Genomic DNA, 18570 nt, shown 5'->3' with positions numbered 1-18570 from the left:
AGGTATTTTCCGTTCGGAGGTGCGGTCAAGAGTGCGCACAATGGGTGCATGGATCCCATCAGCCCGCTGGAGCAGGCCCTGCACGCGGCGCGTGCCCTCGTGCTCGCCGATCTGGTCGCCGGCGAGGTCGCCGAGGCCGACGTCGTCTCGCTCGTCGAGGACTCCGTCGTCCAGCGGCGCTGGTGGATCGAACAGTGGCCGGAAGGCGCGGACTACGTGGCGGGGCTGGTCGCGCAGGACGTCCAGGACGCCCTGCTGGAGCGGTACGGGCGCTGGCCGCTGTGCCCCGTCTGCGGCTCCGGTGACCCGCACTCGCTGGACGTCGAACCGGAACTCGGCCCCGACCCGCACTGGGTGTGCCACAAGGCGGGCGTGAAGGTCGCGGCGGTGGGATCGCTGGGGACGGCGACGGGCGGGATGGCGTCCTCGTGACGGTCTACGTCGACCCTCCCACCTGGCCGGGCCACGGCCGGACATGGTCCCATCTCATCAGCGACGTCTCGTTCGAGGAACTGCACGCGTTCGCCGAGACGCTGGACCTGCCGCGCCGGGCGTTCGAACGCGACCACTACGACCTTCCCTCCCACCGGTACCCGGACGCGGTGCGCGCGGGCGCGGTGGAGGTCGGCAGCCGCGAGGTGGTGCGGCTGCTGCACGCGGCCGGACTGCGCAGACGCAAGGGGCGCGAGAGGGACCTCAGCCGCGCAGTTCGTACGCGTACGTCTTCTCGTCCTCGCCCACCAGCGTGAACCCGGCCCGCGAGACCACGCCCTGCGACGGGATGTTCGCGCGGTCGACGATCGCGAAGAGCGTCGTGGCCTCGTCCCCGGCCAGCGCCCACGCCGCCAGCGCGCGCAGCGCCTCCGTCGCATAGCCCAGGCCGCGGGCGCTCTCCACCAGGTCGTAGCCGACCTCCACGCGGCCCTCCTTGTCCGGGGCGCCGTGGAAGCCCATGCTCCCGACCGCGCGGCCGTCCTCGGACCGTACGAGCACGAACACCCCCCATTCGGGCCGGTGCACACCGGCCCCGTACGCCGTGACGACCAGTCCGGCGGCCTCACGGGTTCCCTCGAAGGGGCCGCCGTCGACCCACTCGAAGCCGCCGGTGCCGCCCAGGCGCAGATCGGCCGCGGCCGCCGGGGTGACGCCTTGGAGTGCGAGGCGTCCGGCGGGGATGACCAGGTTGTTGTTCCAGCGCCATTCGGTGACCGGGGCCCGGCCGGGCAGCTCACCACGGCCGGTGGCCCACAGGAGCGTGCGCCAGTGGTCGGGACCGGGCCGCACCTGCGGGAAGAGCCGGGTCAGCACGTCCTCGCACAGCTCGGCCGGCGGCTCGTACGCGAGGCCCAGGCCCTCCGCGATGTCGTGCGTGTGCAGCAGGACCTCGGCGATGCCCATCGCGGCGAACCCCTCGCGGTTCGCGCTGCGGAAGGGATACGGGTGGAAGGCTCGCACCTCGCGGGGCGTGGTGGCGACGACGGCGGCGAGCAGCGCGCCCGTCGTCTCGATCACGTGCAGGACGTCCTCGTCGCCGGCGCCGTCGTCGAGGGTGATCTCGAAGGGCACGTACGCGTCCCGCGCACGCCCCGCCAGCTGTCCGGCGTACGCGATGAGATCGCTCGCGATGTGTTCCGCCGTCTGACGGCAACTCCACTCCAGGCGGCCCGCCTTCACGCCGTCCCAGTCGCGGTCCACCGCCCTCCGCAGCGTTTCCACGGCCCCTGCGACGGCTTCCGTCACCCGTTCCCCACCCATGCTTCGCATGCGGGTGAGGATAGGTGGGGAAGGGCTCCCGAACCTATCGGATTACGCGCCGGCACCCCGGCTCAGGACCCCTTAGGGGCCGAGCAGCTCCAGTTCGGCGGCGATGTTGTGGCGGGCCGTCGTCTCCCACTCCCGCTGCCCGTACGGCGTGCGGAACAGCCGGGGCAGATCGAGGAGTTGGCGCAGTACGGCCGCGCGGCCGGCGCGGAACGCCTCGTCGGGGACGAAGCCGTACTCCTGGCGGACCCTCGCCGTGTACGCGGCGTAGGCACGCGGGGGCGCCGCCAGGACCGCCAGGTCGGCGTCGCACAGGACCGCGCCGTTGGCGTCGCCGGGCTCCGGGTCGTGGGTGACGGTGAGGCGGACCAGACGGGCGACCTCGGCCGTCGTGGCCTCCGGCACCCCGGCCTCGGGAAGCGCGCGCTCGGCGAGCCGGGCCGAGCGCTCCTCGTTCTCCGAACGCTCCGGCAGATAGACGGCGTCATGGAACCAGGCCGCCAGGCGCACCGCGTCGGGGTCGTCCGCGTACGCGGCCAGCACGTCGATGTGGTCCAGGACGGCCGCCAGGTGCTCGACCGTGTGGTAGCGGCGCTGCGGCTCCGACCAGCGGCGCAGCAGGTTGTCGGCGTAGGGGGCGGGATCGGGCCCGGCCGCGTCCTCCCGCACCGCCAGCAGGGTCTGCAGCCAGCGGGAACGCAACGCGTCGAGGTCGGTCATGCGGGCATTGTCCCCTGATCCGGAGACCGGGCCCCGCTCCCGCCCGGGACCGGGTCATCGGCTCGGCGGACCCCGAGGTGGAGGGTGGCCTTCTCGTCGTCCGCATCCCGGCGGCGTACCCTTGGATTGGACTAGACCTGTAGCCGCTCCACGGGAACACCGACGGAAGGGGTCCTATGAGCACGCGTGCAGTCCTGGAGGTGATCGCCCTCGGTGTCGAGGACGCGGTCGCCGCCCAGGCCGGAGGCGCGGATCGCCTAGAGCTGGTCACCGACATCGCCGCCGACGGGCTGACCCCGCCGGTGGGGACCTTCGTCGGGATCCGCGCCGCCGTCGACATCTCGCTGCGCGTGATGCTCCGCCTGCGGGACGGGTTCGCGGCCGGTGACGTCGAGGCGCTCGTACGCACCGCGGGCGAGCTGCGCGAGTCCGGCGCCGACGAGTTCGTGCTCGGGTTCCTCGGCGAGGACGGCGGCCCCGACCTCGGCACCGTGGAGCGGCTGGCGGCGGAGCTGGACGGCTGCCGGTGGACCTTCCACCGCGCGATCGACCGTGCCGCCGACCGTGACGCCCTGCGCAAGCAGCTCGCCGATGTGCCGGGCCTGGACACCTACCTCACGGCGGGCTCCCCGGACGGCGTGGACGACGGTCTGCCCACCCTGGTCGCCGAGGCCGCCCGGCGCGGCGAGCCCGGCTACACCCAACGGCTCCTGGTCGGCGGCGGCCTCCGCCTCGACCACGTCCCCCGGCTGCGCGCCGCCGGCATCGACGCCTTCCACATCGGCGGCGCCGCCCGCCCGAACGGCTGGGCCTCCCCGGTCTCGGTGGAGGCGGTACGGCAGTGGCGTACGGCTGTCGACGGCTAGGGCCCTTCCGGCCGATCTGCGCGGCGTAGGGCCGTCGACGGCCGGCGCGGCGTCCGGTTCGGACATGACGTCGTGTCACGGATCGATATCCGCCGCGTAGTCGTTGTGTGCCGACTGTCCCCCGGTGATCACCCGGCGTCCGCCCCCCGTGCATAGTGGGGACGCTTCGGCCAAGCCGGGGCATGACAAGAATCAGCCACAGGGGGACAAGGCTCCATGCCATTCATACGCCGCCGCGGCGTCGCGGCCGCTGCCGCCGTGATCGCCGCGGTCATGGTGACCGTCACGGCCTGCGACAGCAACAAGACCCACGACGAGGGCAAGGGGTCCGCCTCGTCGCAGGCCCGGGCGGACCAGAGCGATCCGGGTGTCGACACCGGCCAGGGCGGCGGGAGGTCGATCGGCGGCTACAAGCTGCCGGACGGCATCCCCGCCGACCTCACCGGCCAGGCCCTGCAGAAGTGGAGGAACGGCGGCTGGAAGGACTTCAGCCACTGGAAGTCCAAGGCCGAGGATTTCGCCAACCCGTACATCAAGGACTTCTGGACACCGCAACGGATGGCCCAGGCGAAGTCCACCATCCCGGTGCCCACCCAGGCGGGCAGCTCCAGCTCCGGCTCCAGCGGCACCACCAAGGCCTACGAGCCCGACGGGCCCGTGCGGCGGACGGCGGCCACCCGCGTCGCCTCGACCTATCACCACTACGCGCCGCCCGTCGGCAAGCTCTTCTTCACCGCCCCCGAGGGGTCCATGGTGTGCTCCGCCGCCGTGGTCACCGATCCGGCGCACCCGGGCAGGTCCAACCTGGTGTGGACGGCGGGGCACTGCGTGCACGCGGGCAAGGGCGGCGGCTGGTACCGCAACATCGCCTTCGTGCCGTCGTTCAACGACGGCGCCCGGTACGGCATCCAGCAGGCCACGCAGAACGTGCGTTCCTCCTCGGTCTCCCCGTACGGACTGTGGTGGACGGACTGGGCCACCACCTCCCAGGCGTGGATCCAGGGCGGCTCCCACCAGGGCAGTGTGGCCTCCGCCTATGACTACGCCGTGCTGCACGTGAAGCCCGAGAACGGCCACAAGTCCCTTGAGGAGATGGTCGGTTCGGCGCTGCCCGTGTGGTTCAACGCTCCCGCGGCCGACAAGATCAAGGCGATGGGGGTCCGCGGCTACCCGGCCGAGGCGCCCTACGACGGCTCGAAGATGTACGACTGCCGTGGCGCCACCAAGCGCCTGGTACTCGGCTACAGCTACCCGAGCCAGTACCCCGCCCAGTACATGATCGGCTGCACGATGAACGGGGGCGCCTCGGGCGGTCCCTGGTTCATGACGCACAACGGCCGTACGTACCTGGTGTCCAACAACTCCCTCAGCGACCGCAGGACCTACATCAGTGGCCCGCGCCTCGGTGACAACGCCAAGCAGGTGTATCTGGCGACCAGCGACAAGTTCAAGTAGACGGCCGTGGGAAGGGGCCGGCCGTGGGAAGGGGCCGGCCGATCCTCGGCCGGCCCGACCGCCCGTCAGGCGAGTTGCGGCGGCAGTGGGGCCGCGTGGGTGACGATCAGGCCCGAGACCGCACGGGTCAGGGCCACGTACAGCCGGCGCAGGCCCGTCCGCTCGTCCGGCTCGCCGTCCACGACGGCTTGCGGCTCGTCGAGCACCACGTAGTCGTACTCCAGACCCTTGGCGAGCGACGCCGGCACCAGGGTCAGCCGGGTCTCCTGGGTCGTCTCCTCGCCGGGCCCGAGGTGACCGAGGCCCGCCGCGGCCAGTGCCTCGGCGAGTACGGGGACACGGGCGTCGGCGGCGATGAGGCCGACCGAGCCCTCGTGGCGCAGCAACTCGGCGCAGGCGGCGACCACTTCGGCGTCGTCGGCGGTCGAGCGCACCTCGAAGGACCCGGGGTTCTCCCGCACGGACGCGACCGGCGTCAGACCCGGCGCGATGTGCGGCAGCAGCCGGGAGGCGTACGTGATCACGTCCGTCGGCACACGGAAACCGGTCGTCAGCTCCTCGATCACCGCGTCGGACTTCCCGAGGTGCGCCAGCGCCTCCGGCCAACTCCGCGTCGCCCAGGGCGTGGTGCCCTGCGCGAGGTCGCCGAGCACGGTCGCCGAACCGTTGGTGCAGCGCCGGCCGACCGCGCGGTACTGCATCGGGGAGAGGTCCTGGGCCTCGTCGAGCACGACGTGGCCGAGCGAATGCGTTCGCCGCACGAGGTCGGTGGCCTCGTCGATCAACACCGCGTCCGCGGATGACCACTTGGCGGACTTCACCGACCGGACCGGCTTCGCCCAGAGGATCTCCTTGCGCTCGTCCTCGGCGAGGATGCCGTCCGCGTGCTCGGCGAGGAAACCGGCGTCGGTGAGCAGCCGCAGAACCAGCTTGGCCGGGTCGACGGGCGGCCAGATCGCCTTGACCGCCGCCTTCACGGCGGGGTTGCGGGCGACGGCGTCCTGCACGCGGTCGTCCGGCGCCTCCCCCGACCGTTCCATCTGGACGAGCACGGCGTGCGCGATCCGCTGCGGCAGGGCCTCGCGGGCGGCGCCGTAGCGGATGTCCCGGTCGAGCAACTCCCGTACGATCGCCTCCAGTTCGTACGCAGGCACCCGCCAGCGTCGTGAGCCGCGCACCACCACGACGGGCTCGGTGGGCATCGTGACGTGCGCGCGCAAGGCCCTGCGCAGGACCTCCGCCATGCGCGCGTCGCCCTTGACGACGGCCGCTGCCGCGGTGTCCGTGCCGCGCACCTCGACATGGGCGACGAGGTCGTCGACCGTGGCCTGTCGGACCTCCAGCTCGCCGAGCGCGGGCAGTACCTGCTCGATGTAGTGCAGGAAGGACCGGTTGGGCCCGATGACGAGGGTGCCGGTGCGGGCGAGCCGCTCACGGTGGGCGTAGAGGAGGTAGGCCACCCGGTGCAGGCCGACAGCGGTCTTCCCGGTCCCCGGGCCGCCCTGCACACAGACGGTGCCGGACAGGCCGCTGCGGACGATCTCGTCCTGCTCGGGCTGGATGGTGGCCACGATGTCCCGCATCGGGCCGACGCGCGGGCGCTCGATCTCCTGCTGGAGCAGCTTGCTGGTGGTGGCCGCCTCGGCGGGGTCGGAGAGGTGCTCGTCCTCGTACGCGGTGAGGTCGCCGCCGGTGTAGCCGAAGCGGCGGCGCAGCGCGATGTCCATCGGGTCCTTCTTCGAGGCCCGGTAGAACGGCTGGGAGACGGGCGCGCGCCAGTCGATCACCATCGGGTCCCCGTCGGCGTCGTGGACGTGCCGGCGGCCGATGTAGAACCTCTCTCCCGTGGCGCCCTCCGCCCGGTCGGCGCCGGGAGCGTGGAGGTAGTCCAGGCGGCCGAAGAAGAGCGGGGTGTGGCTGAGGTCGGCCAGGGCCTTGATGCGCTCGTCGATCTGGCGGGCGAGGACCGCGGCGTTGACCCAGTTCGCGGTGACGTCGCGGATGTCCAGGTTCTCCACGTCCTCGCGCATCGCGCGCAGCGCGGCGCGGGAGGCGCCGAGGTGGGAGCGCTCGCGCGAGAGGGGGTCGGTGCCGGACGGGTCGGAGAGGGGGCCGGGGGGCGACGGGGCTGACGAGGTGGACACGGAAGGGTGCCTCCGGGGCGGTGGGGTCCCCCTGGTCGAGCGGAGTCGAGAACCCGGGGGAGGCGGGCCGGTCGGGAGTGCGGGCACGCACGGGCCGGCTGTCGCGGTGACGGGTGGCGTTCCTGCCGTCCGGTTTCCGTCCGGACGACGGCTCTCCGTGAAGGGAGGCGGGCAAGGCAGGGGATTCTAGGTGACGGGCGGATGCAGTGGCCAACGGATTTCCGGCGCCCCCCGGGTCGCACCCCCGGTTGCCCTAGGGGACGGTCTCCCCCCGGAGGACTACGCGGGCCGGACCGGAGGGGTACGAGCGGGCCGCGCGGGTTCCGCCCATGGTCCGACGCCATTCGGGTGGCCCGGTTCCACCATGGAGACATGAGCGCAGCAACCTTCTCACCGGTCCCCGCCCGGGGCGGTCCGCCGTCCGGGGCGACCGCCCTGGACAGCAAGCCTCATCGGCATCCCCTCGGCGATGCCCTGCGCGCCGTCAGGGTCTTCCTGGGCGCCGCGATAGACGTGGTCCTTCTCGGCGAGTACGGGGAGGAGGCGGGCGTCCGCCACCACCGATGACGGGCGCCACGCCAGGCGCCCGCATCCCGGCCCTCGATCCCGGCCCTCGGTCTCAGTTCCCGGCCAGCAGCTCGTCCGAGTCCACGATCCGGTAGGCGTACCCCTGCTCCGCCAGGAAGCGCTGGCGGTGAGCCGCGAAGTCCTGGTCGATGGTGTCGCGGGCGACGACCGAGTAGAAGTGGGCCTGGTGGCCGTCGGCCTTGGGCCGCAGCACCCGCCCCAGCCGCTGCGCCTCCTCCTGCCGCGACCCGAACGTCCCCGACACCTGGATGGCGACGGTCGCCTCGGGCAGGTCGATGGAGAAGTTCGCGACCTTCGAGACGACCAGCACGCTGATCTCGCCCTCACGGAAGGCGTCGAAGAGCTTCTCGCGCTGAACGTTGGAGGTCTCGCCCTTGATGACGGGCGCGCCCAGGTGCTCACCCAGCTCGTCCAGCTGGTCGATGTACTGCCCGATGACGAGGATCTGCTGCCCGGCGAAGCGCCGCACCAGGGCCTCGGTCACCTTCCGCTTGGTGTCGGTGGTCGCACAGAACCGGTACTTCTCATCGGTCTCGGCGGTGGCGTACGCGAGCCGCTCGGAGTCGGTGAGGTTCACCCGCACCTCCACGCAGTCGGCGGGCGCGATGTACCCCTGGGCCTCGATCTCCTTCCAGGGCGCGTCGAACCGCTTGGGACCGATGAGGGAGAACACGTCGGACTCGCGGCCGTCCTCACGCACCAGGGTCGCCGTCAGCCCGAGCCGTCGGCGCGCCTGAAGGTCCGCCGTGAACTTGAAGACGGGAGCGGGCAGCAGATGCACCTCGTCGTAGACGATGAGCCCCCAGTCACGGGAGTCGAACAGCTCCAGATGCGGGTAGACACCCTTCCGTTTGGTGGTGAGCACCTGGTAGGTGGCGATGGTGACCGGCCGGATCTCCTTCCTCGTACCGGAGTACTCCCCGATCTCGTCCGCGGTGAGCGAGGTCCGCTTCACCAGCTCGTGCTTCCACTGCCGGGCGGAGACGGTGTTGGTGACGAGGATGAGGGTGGTGGCCTTGGCCTGGGCCATGGATCCGGCGCCGACGAGGGTCTTGCCGGCTCCGCAGGGCAGGACGACGACCCCGCTGCCGCCGTGCCAGAAGTTCTCCACGGCCTGCTTCTGGTAGGGCCGCAGGGCCCACCCGTCCTCGCGCAGCTCGATCGGGTGCGCCTCGCCGTCCACGTACCCCGCGAGGTCCTCGGCGGGCCAGCCCAGTTTCAGCAGCACCTGCTTGATCTGCCCGCGCTCGGACGGATGGACGGCGACCGTGTCCGGGTCGATCCGGGCGCCGACCAGCGGAGCGATCCGCTTCGACCGCAGCACCTCCTCGAGGACGGGCCGGTCGGTGCTGCTCAGGACCAGCCCGTGGGCCGGGTGCTTGGTGAGGGTCAGCCGCCCGTAGCGGTCCATGGTGTCGGCGATGTCGACGAGCAGCGCGTGCGGCACCGGGTAGCGGCTGTACTGCATCAGCGCGTCCACGACCTGTTCGGCGTCGTGCCCGGCGGCCCGCGCGTTCCACAGCCCGAGCGGGGTCACCCGATAGGTGTGGATGTGCTCGGGCGCCCGCTCCAGCTCGGCGAACGGCGCGATGGCCCGACGGCAGTCGTCGGCCTGCTCGTGGTCGACTTCCAGGAGCAGGGTCTTGTCGGACTGAACGATGAGCGGACCATTCACGCGCGGCACCCTTTCCGTGTGGCCAAACGTCCAGTGTGCCTCATATCGCGATGATCAGGGCTGGTCGTCCGCCAGCTCCGCCACGCCCGTGAGCCTGTGCAGTGGATAGGTGCGGACCTCGTCGGCCGTGTGGTCGTACGCCGTGACGAAGCCGCCCTCCACGCGGATGGGGGCGATCACTCGTTGGCTGGCGGTGCCCTCGGCGTTGACGTAGCCGATCCACAGGGAGTCGCCGGTGAGGACGGCGGCCTGCATGGTGGCGAGGGTCTCGGCGGAGGTGGTGCGCGGCAGGTCCCCGTCGGCGGCGGGCGCCCGGGTGGGCTTGCGCACGGCCGTGGAGGCCAGGTCGCCGGCGCGGATGGCGCGGAGGGCCGCCGCCAGGAGAGTGGCGTCGGGGGCGGGCGGCCCGTCCGGGACCGGCTCCGGCGGGGTGCGGGGCGGGGTGCGGTGGGCATGGGCGCGGGCGATCAGGACGTCGCCCTCCGCGGACTCCGCGGCCGGGGCGAAGCCCATCGCCCGCAGACCCTCCAGGAGCGTGGCCGGCTCGGCCTGGGCGGCCAGGACCGTCGGGGCGAGGCGGCGCAGACGCAGGGCGGCCGAACGCTTGTCGGCGAGGATCTCGTTCAACAGCGCGTCGTCGTCGCAGCGCACGTACGCCGAGGCCGCTCCCACCCGCAGATGCCCGTGCCTGCGGGCCACGTCGTCGATCAGATACGTGAGCGGCTGCGGCACCGGGGTGCGGGAGTGCGCGGCGAGGAACGCGTGCAGGTCCGACGCCGCACGGCCCGCGTCCAGGGCGCGGCGTACGGAGGCGGGGGTGAAGCGGTAGACCGTCGCGCCGCCCTTCGACTCGACGTCCGCGAGCACCCCGAGCATGTCGGCCAGCGGACGCTCCAGCGGGCCGGGGGCCACCGCCGTCAGGTCCGCCTGGAGCAGGACGTGGTCCAGGGGCTCGGGGAGCAGCGGGGCCAGCAGCCGCGCGGCGTGGGAGGCCGCCGCGGCCTGCTCGGTGGCGGTGAGGGGTCGGCGGGGGACGGGGCGGGGGTGCTGCCGGTGGACGGGGAGCTTGTCGCCGGGACCCGTCGGCTCGGTGGCCTGCGCGTGCTCCGGGTGTTCGCCGAGCAGGGCGCGGCCGTGGGCGGACAGGGCGCCGCGGCCCGTGACGCCCAGCAGTTCCGCCTCGGACAGCGTCCACCGGGCGAGGCGTGTGCGCAGGTCGTCCGCGGCGGGCTGGGCGCCGCGCAGGGGGCGTTCCCAGCGGAGGCGGGACACCAGCGAGTCGGGGGTGGCCGAGGTCCCCTCGGGGAGCCCGGCGAGCAGGGTCAGGACCCGGTGGCGGACCTCCGGGGCGGGTGAGCGGTCCAGACCCGGTCCGAGCGCGGACAGCGCCCGGTCCTTCGCGTCCCGGCCGCCGACCAGGCCCGGGGCGCGGGTCGCGGTCAGCCAGGCCGTGGCCAGCCGGCTCCACCGCTCGGCGGCGGGCAGTTCCCGCCACTCGTCGTAGGCCGGGGTCGCCGCGTAGCGCTCCTCCACCTCGCCGTCCGACGCCAGCAGGCCCGCCGCGTAGGCGAGCTCGACCCAGAAGGCGGCCACCGGCTCGGGCACGTCGAGCGCGACGGCCGTCCGCTTCAGGTCGCGTACGCTCAGGCCGCCCGCGCGCAGCACCGACGGGCCGCCCTCGTCCCAGTCCTTCAGCAGTTCCTCGACCGTCGCGAGCGCGGTGTACGCCTGGGCCGCCGCGGTCGCGTCCACAACCTGTGGACGGTGCGTGGCGGCCGCCTCGACGGCGGGCGGCAGCGGCTCGGTACGGCGGTGCGCGCGGCCGGACCGCAGATGGAGGGCGACCTCGCGGGGCAGGACGACCGTGCCGGGCGCCGTCGGGAGCAGCAGGCCGCGGTCCAGCAGCCAGCGCAGGCGGGGGGCGGGGTCGGCGGTGATCTGGCCGTACGGCGGCCCCCACTCCAGCCGGGACAGCACCTCCAGCGACTCGGCGGGCGCCGTCCCGAGAAGTGCGACCATGCGGGCGCGGTCCGTGAACAGGGCGGTCAGCGCCTCCACGGCGGAGACGGCGTCGTGGGTGGTGGGCAGCCCGGCGGTGGTCAGGATCTCCTGGATCCGTCCGGGGGACAGGCCCGCGGTCGCCTCGGCGACGGTGGGGCCGAGGCCGGTGGGCGAGGGGTGCTGCGGGGAGGGGGTGAGCAGCTCCCGGGCCGTCCGCACGAGACGGAGACGGTCGTCGGCGCCCCAGACCAGGGCCCGCTCCCGGAGTGTGGCCAGGGCGCGGGGGAGTGCCTCGGCGACCATGGGGTCGGCCTCCGGGCCCCCGTCGCCGGCCATCAGACCGAGGAGTTCGTCGTACGACACCGGGTCCGGGCCGACGGCCAGCGCCTCCGCCGTCTGCAGGGCGAACCGATCGAGGCGCTCCAGCGCGCGGAGCACACTCGCGCGGGTGGCGGCACGGGTGGCGAGCTGGGTGAGGTCGGTCGGGACCGGGGTGACGAGGTCCGGGCGGGCGCGCAGGAGGGCGGACAGCGAGGCGTCGTCCCGCGCACGCAGGGACTCGGCCAGCGAGCGGGGTGCGGCGGTGCCGCTGCCCGTAGCCGGGGGTTCCTCGCGTGAGCGCTCCTCGGGGGTCATCCGGTCAACGGTAGCGGGTGGGGTGGGGATGACGCCCGGGTGACCGGGTGGCGGCGCGCGCGAGGGGCGGCGGCTTTGGGACCGGGCCGGGTGTGGATCAGCCGTCCGGCGCTTGAGGCCGAGGCCGGTCCGGCCGATCCGGGGGTCTGGGGGCGCAGCCCCCGGGGACGGTGCGCTCGGGATACGGTACCCGTGAACGCGGCGCACCCCGGAGGGACTTCGTGGGGATCGAGAGCGACCAGCTGGTCTTCGACTATCTCAGCCGGGTCGGAGACCTGGCCCAACAGCGCCAGCTGCCGTCGGCCGCGCGCATGCGGCTCGTGTCCGACCTGCGCGACGAGATCGACCGGCGCCGGGCGCAGTCCCCGGTCGACAGCCCGGCCGCCGTCCGCCGCATCCTCGCGCGCCTGGGCAGTCCCGACGAGGTCGTCGCCGCCGCGTCCGACGACGCCCCCCGTGGCGCCACCGAGAGCCGTCCCGCCGCCGTCCCGGTCCAGCGTGCCAATGACACCGAGGACCGCCCCAAGCGCCTGCGGCGCGTCGTGCCCCGCCCCCGCCCCGCCGAGCCCGGCCCCGCCGACACCTCCCGGAACGCCCCCTCACCGCCCCACCTGGCCAGTGCCCACGAACTCGGCGACAGCACCACCCAGCCCGACTGGTGGCGCGTCGACGGCAGGTCCGGCGGGGGGTTCGGGCTCGGCGACGCCGTGCCCGGGTTCGTCGGTGGCGTGGAGATCCCCGAGCTGCTGAAACCGCCGCCGGGCGCCACGCCGAAGCCGCAGGCCGCTCGTCCGGACGTGAGCCCGGAACCGGCCACGGAAGCCGTCCCCGCCGCCGAGGAGACCGCCGCCGCGCCGCGCCCTCGGCTGCTCCGCCTCACCGGCCGGCGCAACCCCCTGCTGCTCCTGGCCGCCGTGCTTCTGGTCGTCGGTGCCGTGCTCGGCAACTGGCTCGCCCTCGGTCTCGGCTGGCTCATCGCGTGGGCGTCCCGCCGGCTGAGCCCCGCCGAGTCCAAATGGGCGGTCATGGGCATGCCCGGCCTGGCCGCGGTCGCGGGCATCGTCTGGCTCTGGGGCCGCACGGCCGGCCGCTGGGGCGACCCGATCGCCCAGGGCCACATGAACGACGCCGTCGCCCAGACCTGGCCGTGGGTCGTACGGGGAGCGGCCGTCACCTCGGCCCTGTACCTGGTGTGGCGCTCACAACGCGAGCAGTGACGACCCATCACCACAGATGCCGACACTCCAGGCGGCTCGGCGGGAGCCGAGGCCGTGCTTGACCGCCGGGGTCGCCGCCCTGGTCGGCCCGGCGGGAGGGCGGCCTGCGTAGTGGGTGAGGTCGGGGCCCATGTCCGGCGAGAGCCGGCGCCACAGGTGGCTCGGCGAGGGCCGAGGCCGTGCGTGGCCGGTGGGGCCACCGCCCCGCCACGGGCCGCCCCCGCCCCGGTCCCGATCCCGCCCCGGTCCCGGTGCCGCCCCGCTGGGACAATGCCCCCATGACGTCTCGCGCCCTGACCGTCGGCTTCGACCTCGACATGACGCTGATCGACTCCCGGCCCGGCATCCAGGCCTGCTACCAGGCGCTCTCCGCGCGTACGGGGACGTACATCGACGCGGATCTGGCCATCACCCGGCTCGGGCCGCCGCTCGTGGACGAGCTGGTCAACTGGTTCCCGGCGGAGCGGATCGACGCCATGGCCGACCTCTACCGTGAGATGTATCCCGCCATCGCGATCGCCGCGACGCCCGCCCTGCCCGGCGCCCGCGAGGCGGTCGAGGCCGTGCGGGCGGCGGGTGGGCGTGCGATCGTCGTCACCGCCAAGTACGAGCCCAACGCCCAGCTGCACCTGGAGCACCTCGGCATCGAGCCCGACGCGGTGATCGGCGATCTGTGGGCCGAGCGTAAGGCGGAGGCGCTGATCGAGCACCGCGCGGTCGTCTACGTCGGTGACCACACCGGGGACGTCCGGGGCGCCCGTACGGCCGACGCGTACTCCGTCGCCGTCGCCACCGGCCCCTGCGCCGCCGACGAGCTGCGTGCGGCGGGCGCGGACATCGTCCTCGGCGACCTCACCGAGTTCCCCGCCTGGCTGACGGAGTACGCACAGCGGTGAGGGAAGGGCACTAGGACCGGGCCGCGCGCGCCCGCCTGCGGCCCTCCGCGATCGACTGGAGCACACCCGCTCCGGCCATCAGGAAGCCCACGGCCATGAGCATGCTCAGGCCGAACATGTACGTAGGGAAAGGCTTCGTCCGGAGCAGCAGCGGGGCCATGGTGACCAAAGTGGCCACCGCTCCGACGAAGAACACGATGGCACCGGCACGGATCAGCCGGTCGCCGGCCGCGGTGGAATTCGCTTGGGTTTTGTCACGCACCCGACCAGGGTAGTTCCCAGCGCGAGGAACAACTCGGCGACGTCTTGTCAGCGGCTCCCGGACCATTAGCCTTGGTACCGGCGGGTCCGCGCGGCCCGCTGTAGTGCTATCCAGAGCAGTTTCCCGAACACTTTGCAGACGCAGTTTCCGACGAGTACGAGGACGAGGACAGACGTGCCCACCGGCAAAGTCAAGTGGTTCAACAGCGAGAAGGGCTTCGGCTTTCTCTCCCGCGACGACGGCGGCGACGTCTTCGTCCATTCCTCGGTTCTCCCCGCCGGAGTCGATTCCCTGAAGCCGGGACAGCGCGTGGAGTTCGGAGTCGTCGCCGGCCAGCGCGGTGACCAGGCGCTGTCCGTCACCCTTCTGGACCCGACCCCGTCGGTCGCGGCCGCCCAGCGCAAGAAGCCGGACGAACTGGCGTCCATCGTCCAGGACCTGACGACCCTCCTGGAGAACATCACCCCGATGCTGGAGAAGGGCCGCTACCCCGACAAGGCCTCCGGCAAGAAGATCGCGGGCCTGCTGCGCGCGGTCGCCGACCAGTTGGACGTCTGACCGCGCGCAGGGCGGGCGGGGCTCCGGTCAGGGGAACGCGAGCGCGTTCGGGCCGAGGGGCGGCACCAGCCCCTCGGCCGCCGCACGCGTGAGCAGCCCCCGGACCGCGGCGTAGCCGTCCTCGCCGAGGTCGGCCGTGAACTCGTTGACGTACAGCCCGATGTGCTGGTCCGCCACCGCCGGGTCCATCTCCTGCGCGTGCTCCATGACGTACGGGCGCGACGCCTCGGGGTCGTCCCAGGCCGCCCGCACGGACGCACGGGCGGACTCGGCGAGCAGCTCCAGCGTGTCCGCGCCCAGCGAGCGCTTGGCGATGATCGCGCCCAGCGGAATCGGCAGCCCCGTGGTGCGCTCCCAGTGCTCGCCCATGTCGGCAAGCTTGTGCAGCCCGTAGTTCTGGTACGTGAACCGCGCCTCGTGGATGACGAGCCCCGCGTCGACCTTCCCGTCCCGCACGGCCGGCATGATCTCGTGGAACGGCATGACGACGATCTCGCCGACCCCGCCGGGCACGGTGTCCGCGGCCCAGAGGCGGAACAGCAGGTACGCCGTCGACCGCTCGCTCGGCACGGCGATCGTCCCACCCACCAGTCCCGTACCCCCGGTCGTCGGCTCCCGCGTGAGCACCAGCGGGCCGCAGCCCCGGCCCAGCGCGCCGCCGCACGGCAGCAGGGCGTAGTCGTCGAGGACGTACGGCAGGACGGCGTACGACACCTTCAGCACGTCGAACTCGCCGCGCTCGGCCATGCCGTTGGTGATGTCGATGTCGGCGAAGGTGACGTCGAGGGCGGGGGCGCCCGGTACGCGGCCGTGGGCCCAGGCCTCGAAGACGAAGGTGTCGTTCGGGCAGGGGGAGTAGGCGATCCGGAGGGGCTCACTGGATGCGGTCATGCTGGTTTCCAACTCTCCAATACGGGCGCGAGCTTCCCGAAGCCCTCGGTGAGGGCCGCGAGGGCGTCGCCGATGCGCCAGGCGGCGCGGTCGCGGGGGCCGACCGGGTTGGAGACGGCCCGGACCTCCACGACGGGCGTGCCGTGCGCGGCGGCCGCCTCGGCGACCCCGAACCCCTCCATCGCCTCGGCGAGCGCGCCCGGATGGCGGGCGCGCAGCTCGGCGGCCCGTGCGGCGCTGCCGGTCACGGTCGAGACGGTGAGTACGGTCCCGGTGGGCGCGCCGGTGGCGGCGGCGAGGTCTCGTACGAGTGATTGCGGCGGCCGGTGGCTGACGGTCCCGAAACCGAGTTCGGTGACGGGCAGGAAGCCGTCCGGGGTCTGGGCGCCGAGGTCGGCGGCCACGATGTCGTCGGCGACGACGAGCGAGCCGACGGGCGCCTCGGGCGCGAAGCCGCCCGCGACACCGGCGCAGACGACGAGGTCGTAGGGGGCGCCTTGGAGGGCGGCGGCGGTGAGCGCCGCGGCGGTGGAGGCGGCGGCGAGGGCGGGGCCCACACCGGCGGCGAGGAGGTCCAGGGCGCCGGTGCGGTGCAGGGTCACCCCGGGGAGCGGGACCTCGACGGCCGGGGACGCGAGCGCCCCGGCCACCGCATCCCGTTCCACGGGAACCGCGGTGGCCACCAGGACACGTCCGGTCGGTGACGTGATCAGGAAGCCTTCTCCAGCTTGAAGGACCACAGGCCCGTCACCTTGTTGTTCTCGCCCTCCTTGACGGAGACGAGCGTGGAGTTGCCGCTCGCCCCGTACTGCGCGTTGAAGAACACACTGCCCGGGATCGTGCGGTATGTCTTCTTGCTGGAGTCGGTCAGCGGCTGGCCGTTCATCAGGATCGTCCAGCCCTTGTCCGCGATGCTCGGGTCCACGCCGAAGCGGACCGTCTCATCCGGGTCGACCTTGATCGACTTGATGTCCTTCGACTTGAGGCACTTCGCCAGCTCCGCGGCCGCGATCTCCTTGCCGTCGTTGTAGCAGTCGGTCTGGGAGCTCACCGAGTTCGTGCCGACCGTTACGGTCGCCATGGGCGTCGGCTTGTTACAGGCGGACAGCAGGAGAAGTCCGGCGGAAACGGCGCCGAAGGCGGCTACGGCGCGGCGGGAACGCAGTGCGGTCATGGCCGAAGGCTATCGGGCACCTCCAGCCCACTCGCCACGCGGGGTCCGCGACGTGCCGCCGCACTCGTGCGATCAGGTGCCGGGCGCCCGTCCGTCAGACCACCCTCGGCCTGGCCGCGCCCCCGCGCCGCGCCGAGGCCAGCAGCCCCCGCGCGGTCGTCACCCAGCCCGCCGCGACGATCGCGGCTCCCACCGCGAGCCCCAGCACCCCGTTCAGCGGAAGCACGATGCCGATGGCGCCGCCCAGCACCCACGCCACCTGCAGCAGCGTCTCGGAGCGCGCGAACGCGGACGTACGGACGAGTTCCGGCACGTCCCGCTGGATCAGCGCGTCCAGCGACAGCTTGGCGAGCGCCTGCGCGAACCCGGCCAGCGCCGCCAGACACGCCACCAGGAACGCGCCGAAGAAGGCCGCCGCGGTGACCGCCGCGCCCAGCACGATCGCCACCACGGTCACGATGATCACTTCCGGTGCGCGCGATTTCAGCCACGCACCGACGGCCGTGCCCAGGGCGTTCCCCGCACCCGCCGCGACGCCCACGATCCCCAGCGACACCGCCGCGCTCTCACCGGCGAGCGGGTGCTCGCGCAGCAGGAAGGCGAGGAAGAAGGTCAGGAACCCGGACAGACAGCGCAGGGAGGCGTTGGCCCCCAGCGCGTGGGTGACGGCGGGGCCGACCGTGCGCAGCCCGGGGCGGCGCAGGGCCGTGCTGCGGTGCGGGCCGCGCAGATGCTGGGCGTCCGCAGCGAGCAGTGCGACGTCCTCGCCCTTGGCCGAGTCGACCTTCGGCGGCAGCGAGAAGGACAGGAACGTTCCCGCGACGAAGAGCACGAAGGCGCCGTACAGCGGCCAGCTCGGGCCGATCGCGTGGAGTGCGGCGCCGATGGGCGCGGCCACGCCGGTGGCGAGGAGGCCGCCGAGGGTGACCCGGGAGTTGGCCTTGACGAGGGAGAAGCGCGGGGGCAGCAGTCGTGGCACCACGGCGCTGCGGACGACGCCGTACGCCTTGGACGCGACGAGGACGCCGAGCGCGGCCGGGTACAGCTCCAGACCGCCGCCGGCGACCGCGCCCGCGATGATCAGCGCGAGCAGGGCGCGGGCGAGCATCGCGCCCGCCATCGCGGCCCGGCGGCCGTGCGGGAGACGGTCGAGGAGGGGGCCGATCACGGGCGCGAGGAGCGTGAACGGTGCCATGGTGATGGCGAGGTAGAGCGCGACGCGCCCGCGCGCCTCGTCGGTCGGCACGGAGAAGAAGACGGTGGAGGCCAGGGCGACGGTGATCATGACGTCGCCGGCGCCGTTCACGGCGTGCAGTTCGATCAGCTTGCCGAGGCCCGACTCACCCGCGCCGTGCGCGTGGGTGGCCTTGCGGATGCCGCGGACGGCGCCGGTGACGGGGAGGTGCAGGGCACGGCCGACCGCGCGGACGGACCCGCCGAACCGGCCCGAACCGCCCCTCCGGCTGCGCCCCTTGACCCCACTGATCCCGGTGGTGCCATGGGACGACCTCGCGGCTGCCACCCCGTCATAGTGCCCCGAGAAGCCCGGGCATAGTGCCGTTACCGCACGTACGGCACCGAGTGGTGTCGTGGGGCTCGGAGCTCTGAAAGGGCGGAACCGGCCAACCGCGCCGGGCGGCCGGGCGCCGCCGCGGCGACGCGCCCCGAAGGGCGTGACGCGGACCGGGTGACGCGAAAGCGCAGCCACTCGGTGTGGGCCCCGGGG

General features: G+C 73.3%; 18 protein-coding genes. 8 read left to right on the top strand and 10 right to left on the bottom strand.

What is annotated here, in order from left to right:
• Positions 1-48 precede the first annotated feature (48 nt).
• Positions 49-432: a hypothetical protein gene (locus tag ASC56_RS07885; protein ID WP_055490502.1), complete on the top strand. Its 384-nt coding sequence runs from the start codon at positions 49-51 to the stop codon at positions 430-432.
• Entirely contained in the window at positions 429-749 is a 321-nt protein-coding gene (locus tag ASC56_RS37690; RefSeq protein ID WP_079102359.1) for a DUF4031 domain-containing protein, read from the top strand. The genes ASC56_RS07885 and ASC56_RS37690 overlap by 4 nt, the downstream gene beginning before the upstream one ends.
• Here the strand turns inward: ASC56_RS37690 and ASC56_RS07880 are convergent.
• Both ASC56_RS07880 and ASC56_RS07875 read right to left on the bottom strand, forming a co-directional pair.
• Entirely contained in the window at positions 697-1764 is a 1068-nt protein-coding gene (locus ASC56_RS07880) for a GNAT family N-acetyltransferase (protein WP_055490501.1), read from the bottom strand. The two genes, ASC56_RS37690 and ASC56_RS07880, sit on opposite strands and share 53 nt — an antisense overlap.
• Before the next feature lie 72 nt (positions 1765-1836).
• The gene (locus tag ASC56_RS07875) at positions 1837-2481 is read right to left on the bottom strand and encodes a hypothetical protein (protein WP_055490500.1); all 645 of its coding nucleotides are present in this window, start codon (positions 2479-2481) and stop codon (positions 1837-1839) included.
• A 176-nt stretch (positions 2482-2657) separates the two neighbouring features.
• On the opposite strand from ASC56_RS07875, the gene ASC56_RS07870 reads away from it, so the two are divergent.
• Together ASC56_RS07870 and ASC56_RS07865 are read left to right on the top strand one after the other, a co-directional pair.
• Positions 2658-3347: a copper homeostasis protein CutC gene (locus tag ASC56_RS07870; RefSeq protein ID WP_055490499.1), complete on the top strand. Its 690-nt coding sequence runs from the start codon at positions 2658-2660 to the stop codon at positions 3345-3347.
• A 216-nt stretch (positions 3348-3563) separates the two neighbouring features.
• The gene (locus ASC56_RS07865) at positions 3564-4802 is read left to right on the top strand and encodes a serine protease (RefSeq protein WP_055490498.1); all 1239 of its coding nucleotides are present in this window, start codon (positions 3564-3566) and stop codon (positions 4800-4802) included.
• 65 nt (positions 4803-4867) lie between these two features.
• Here ASC56_RS07865 and ASC56_RS07860 read toward each other — a convergent pair whose 3' ends face one another.
• The gene (locus ASC56_RS07860; RefSeq protein WP_234376881.1) at positions 4868-6832 is read right to left on the bottom strand and encodes a UvrD-helicase domain-containing protein; all 1965 of its coding nucleotides are present in this window, start codon (positions 6830-6832) and stop codon (positions 4868-4870) included.
• A gap of 486 nt (positions 6833-7318) precedes the next feature.
• Between ASC56_RS07860 and ASC56_RS37685 the strand changes: the two genes are divergently transcribed.
• Positions 7319-7513, top strand: a complete 195-nt coding sequence (locus ASC56_RS37685) for a hypothetical protein (protein ID WP_079102358.1) — start codon at positions 7319-7321, stop codon at positions 7511-7513.
• 52 nt (positions 7514-7565) lie between these two features.
• Here ASC56_RS37685 and ASC56_RS07855 read toward each other — a convergent pair whose 3' ends face one another.
• Together ASC56_RS07855 and ASC56_RS07850 are read right to left on the bottom strand one after the other, a co-directional pair.
• Positions 7566-9209 (bottom strand): DNA repair helicase XPB, encoded by a 1644-nt coding sequence (locus ASC56_RS07855; RefSeq protein ID WP_055490496.1) that lies wholly within the window; start codon positions 9207-9209, stop codon positions 7566-7568.
• 54 nt (positions 9210-9263) lie between these two features.
• Positions 9264-11846 carry a helicase-associated domain-containing protein gene (locus ASC56_RS07850; protein ID WP_055490495.1) on the bottom strand — a complete coding sequence of 861 codons (2583 nt, stop codon included), beginning with the start codon at positions 11844-11846 and terminating at the stop codon, positions 9264-9266.
• A 221-nt stretch (positions 11847-12067) separates the two neighbouring features.
• Here ASC56_RS07850 and ASC56_RS07845 point away from each other — a divergent pair, with 221 nt between their 5' ends.
• Both ASC56_RS07845 and ASC56_RS07840 read left to right on the top strand, forming a co-directional pair.
• Positions 12068-13063 carry a hypothetical protein gene (locus tag ASC56_RS07845; RefSeq protein ID WP_055490494.1) on the top strand — a complete coding sequence of 332 codons (996 nt, stop codon included), beginning with the start codon at positions 12068-12070 and terminating at the stop codon, positions 13061-13063.
• A gap of 278 nt (positions 13064-13341) precedes the next feature.
• Positions 13342-13959 carry an HAD family hydrolase gene (locus ASC56_RS07840; RefSeq protein WP_055490493.1) on the top strand — a complete coding sequence of 206 codons (618 nt, stop codon included), beginning with the start codon at positions 13342-13344 and terminating at the stop codon, positions 13957-13959.
• A gap of 10 nt (positions 13960-13969) precedes the next feature.
• Here ASC56_RS07840 and ASC56_RS07835 read toward each other — a convergent pair whose 3' ends face one another.
• Positions 13970-14221 carry a hypothetical protein gene (locus ASC56_RS07835; RefSeq protein WP_055490492.1) on the bottom strand — a complete coding sequence of 84 codons (252 nt, stop codon included), beginning with the start codon at positions 14219-14221 and terminating at the stop codon, positions 13970-13972.
• Positions 14222-14395: 174 nt separating this feature from the next.
• On the opposite strand from ASC56_RS07835, the gene ASC56_RS42970 reads away from it, so the two are divergent.
• Positions 14396-14779, top strand: a complete 384-nt coding sequence (locus ASC56_RS42970) for a cold-shock protein (RefSeq protein ID WP_055490491.1) — start codon at positions 14396-14398, stop codon at positions 14777-14779.
• Positions 14780-14806: 27 nt separating this feature from the next.
• On the opposite strand, the gene ASC56_RS07825 is transcribed toward ASC56_RS42970, so the two are convergent.
• The 4 genes from ASC56_RS07825 to ASC56_RS07810 all read right to left on the bottom strand — a co-directional run bounded on the left by ASC56_RS07825 (position 14807) and on the right by ASC56_RS07810 (position 18366).
• Positions 14807-15670, bottom strand: coding sequence for a 1,4-dihydroxy-6-naphthoate synthase (locus tag ASC56_RS07825; protein ID WP_055490490.1), 864 nt, complete (start codon positions 15668-15670; stop codon positions 14807-14809).
• Positions 15667-16410 carry a futalosine hydrolase gene (locus ASC56_RS07820; protein WP_234376869.1) on the bottom strand — a complete coding sequence of 248 codons (744 nt, stop codon included), beginning with the start codon at positions 16408-16410 and terminating at the stop codon, positions 15667-15669. The genes ASC56_RS07825 and ASC56_RS07820 overlap by 4 nt, the downstream gene beginning before the upstream one ends.
• Complete coding sequence (locus ASC56_RS07815) at positions 16380-16844, bottom strand: hypothetical protein (RefSeq protein ID WP_055490489.1); 465 nt, start codon at positions 16842-16844, stop codon at positions 16380-16382. The genes ASC56_RS07820 and ASC56_RS07815 overlap by 31 nt, the downstream gene beginning before the upstream one ends.
• A 94-nt stretch (positions 16845-16938) precedes the next feature.
• On the bottom strand, positions 16939-18366 hold the full coding sequence (locus ASC56_RS07810) for an MFS transporter (RefSeq protein ID WP_055490488.1): 1428 nt from the start codon (positions 18364-18366) through the stop codon (positions 16939-16941).
• Positions 18367-18570: the final 204 nt, after the last annotated feature.

This window comes from Streptomyces sp. TP-A0356 (assembly GCF_001417775.1).
GTDB lineage: Bacteria > Actinomycetota > Actinomycetes > Streptomycetales > Streptomycetaceae > Streptomyces.
The sequence above is the reverse complement of the archived record's forward strand: the minus strand, read 5'-3'. Positions and strand labels throughout refer to the sequence as shown.

Coding starts and splice junctions, on each gene's coding strand:
- ASC56_RS07875 (WP_055490500.1), bottom strand. CDS start 2,481: ATGACCGACCTCGACGCGTTGCGTTCCCGCTGGCTGCAGACCCTGCTG.
- ASC56_RS07850 (WP_055490495.1), bottom strand. CDS start 11,846: ATGACCCCCGAGGAGCGCTCACGCGAGGAACCCCCGGCTACGGGCAGC.
- ASC56_RS07865 (WP_055490498.1), top strand. CDS start 3,564: ATGCCATTCATACGCCGCCGCGGCGTCGCGGCCGCTGCCGCCGTGATC.
- ASC56_RS07885 (WP_055490502.1), top strand. CDS start 49: ATGGATCCCATCAGCCCGCTGGAGCAGGCCCTGCACGCGGCGCGTGCC.
- ASC56_RS07825 (WP_055490490.1), bottom strand. CDS start 15,670: ATGACCGCATCCAGTGAGCCCCTCCGGATCGCCTACTCCCCCTGCCCG.
- ASC56_RS07870 (WP_055490499.1), top strand. CDS start 2,658: ATGAGCACGCGTGCAGTCCTGGAGGTGATCGCCCTCGGTGTCGAGGAC.
- ASC56_RS07840 (WP_055490493.1), top strand. CDS start 13,342: ATGACGTCTCGCGCCCTGACCGTCGGCTTCGACCTCGACATGACGCTG.
- ASC56_RS07860 (WP_234376881.1), bottom strand. CDS start 6,832: ATGCGCGAGGACGTGGAGAACCTGGACATCCGCGACGTCACCGCGAAC.
- ASC56_RS07815 (WP_055490489.1), bottom strand. CDS start 16,844: ATGACCGCACTGCGTTCCCGCCGCGCCGTAGCCGCCTTCGGCGCCGTT.
- ASC56_RS37685 (WP_079102358.1), top strand. CDS start 7,319: ATGAGCGCAGCAACCTTCTCACCGGTCCCCGCCCGGGGCGGTCCGCCG.
- ASC56_RS07880 (WP_055490501.1), bottom strand. CDS start 1,764: ATGCGAAGCATGGGTGGGGAACGGGTGACGGAAGCCGTCGCAGGGGCC.